The sequence below is a fragment of the Microcoleus sp. S13_C5 genome (assembly GCF_036700845.1).
GTDB lineage: Bacteria > Cyanobacteriota > Cyanobacteriia > Cyanobacteriales > Microcoleaceae > Microcoleus.
Map to the genome: position 1 here is coordinate 1 of NZ_JAUBPR010000281.1, position 1,561 is coordinate 1,561.

Sequence of the window (1,561 nt, forward strand, 5' to 3'; positions counted from 1 at the left end):
CTACCGGAACTGGTCTAAACTAACTATGTTATTCTACCACAAATATAGTCTGTCTACTTACGCCGAGCTGTACTAGCAATACCACAATTCCGGCGCTCAAGTATTTGCACCGCATGGGAGTTCCTCATATCTGTCTGTACACCAACGGTAGCGGACGCAACCCTGAGTGGTGGCACAGGCTGGCACAGGCGATGACAGGAGAATACGATCGCGTAATTTTTAGTATCGACGGGTTGGCCGATACTAACAGCATCTACCGCCAAAATACCAACTGGGACAGGATAATGCAATCTGTTAATGCCTTTATCCAAGCTGGCGGAAAAGCTGTATGGCACTACTTGATATTTGAACACAACCAGCACCAAGTAGAATCAGCGCGGGATTTAGCCCAACAATTGGGATTTGTGGAGTTTGTACCGAAAGCAACCTCTCGTTTTGTGGCGAAAGAGATTTATGACAAAGAGTCCGCAAATCAACAGCCCCAGAAGGCAGAAAACTCTCAGGTAGAGGCTAAGAGCGATCGCCAAAACCAACCAGCAACCGCTAATGTATCAGCCCCTCAGAATCAAGAACAGGCCGCGCTTCAGTTCCACCGACAAGCGGAGGAATGTTTGAAACAAGGGCAACTCTCAGAGGCGATCGCAGCCAGTCAACAAGCCCTAAAAATTCAACCTAATTTTGCAGCAGCCTGGAAAACTTTAGGCAATGCTGTTCAAGGTTTGGGGAAGATGCAAGCAGCAGCAGACTGTTACGCCAAGGCCCTAAAAATTCAGCCTGATTTTCCCGAAGTTTATGCTAATGTCGGCAGTCTTTATGCTCAACAGCAACAGTGGCAGCCCGCTAGTGCTTATTACCAAAAGGCGATCGAGCTTAAACCCAATTTTGCAGGAGCTTATCGCAATTTAGCTAAAGTGTTGACGCAGTTGGGGCAACCAGAAAAAGCAAATTATGCTTGGTATCAAGCTATAGCTATCGAAACCTCTCAAGCACCAGAAACAACTCCTTCTGTCCCATCAAAGCCAGCCAGCGAAGAGCTTCAACCCCCATCGTTGGAACAATATAAAAATCCCCAGGGAGACCAATTTATCCAAGCTGTAGAAAAATTTGGTAGCCTAAATAATTACTACCGCAATGTAGAAATTAGCTGTCAAACTCAAGCCAGCAAAGAGATTTTTATCAGTTTTGAAGCGGAACTCTGGCCTTGCTGTTGGGTAAGCCATACTAAATACGCTGTTTATAACCACACTTACAGACCGCAAATGCTGGCTTTAATTGAAAAGTACGGAAATGGCTTTAATTCTCTCAGAACTCAATCGGTGAAAGATGCGATCGCCAGAGATTGGTTTCGCGAAGACCTCACAAAAAGTTTTTCCTGTTCTAAAAGGTTGGACGTATGCGCTCACGAATGCGGTAAAACTTTCAATTCAACAGGTTCGCAGTATATCTAAGAAGTCATTAGTCATTAGTCATTAGTTATTAGTCATTAGACCTCTTGCGAAAGTGCGATAGTTCTAGGTAGAATAAAAGAAAAAATTAGCTCCCATAAGATGAATTACGAACA

At 44.4% G+C, this 1,561-nt stretch carries 1 protein-coding gene; it reads left to right on the forward strand.

Annotated elements, in window-relative coordinates; genetic code table 11:
- The first annotated feature begins 113 nt into the window (after window positions 1–113).
- Window positions 114–1,448 carry a tetratricopeptide repeat protein gene (locus QUA04_RS29600; RefSeq protein ID WP_333264351.1) on the forward strand — a complete coding sequence of 445 codons (1,335 nt, stop codon included), beginning with the start codon at window positions 114–116 and terminating at the stop codon, window positions 1,446–1,448.
- Window positions 1,449–1,561: the final 113 nt, after the last annotated feature.

Bases quoted from the DNA above. Each gene is read 5' to 3' on its own strand.
- QUA04_RS29600 (WP_333264351.1), top strand. From the start codon at position 114: ATGGGAGTTCCTCATATCTGTCTGTACACCAACGGTAGCGGACGCAAC.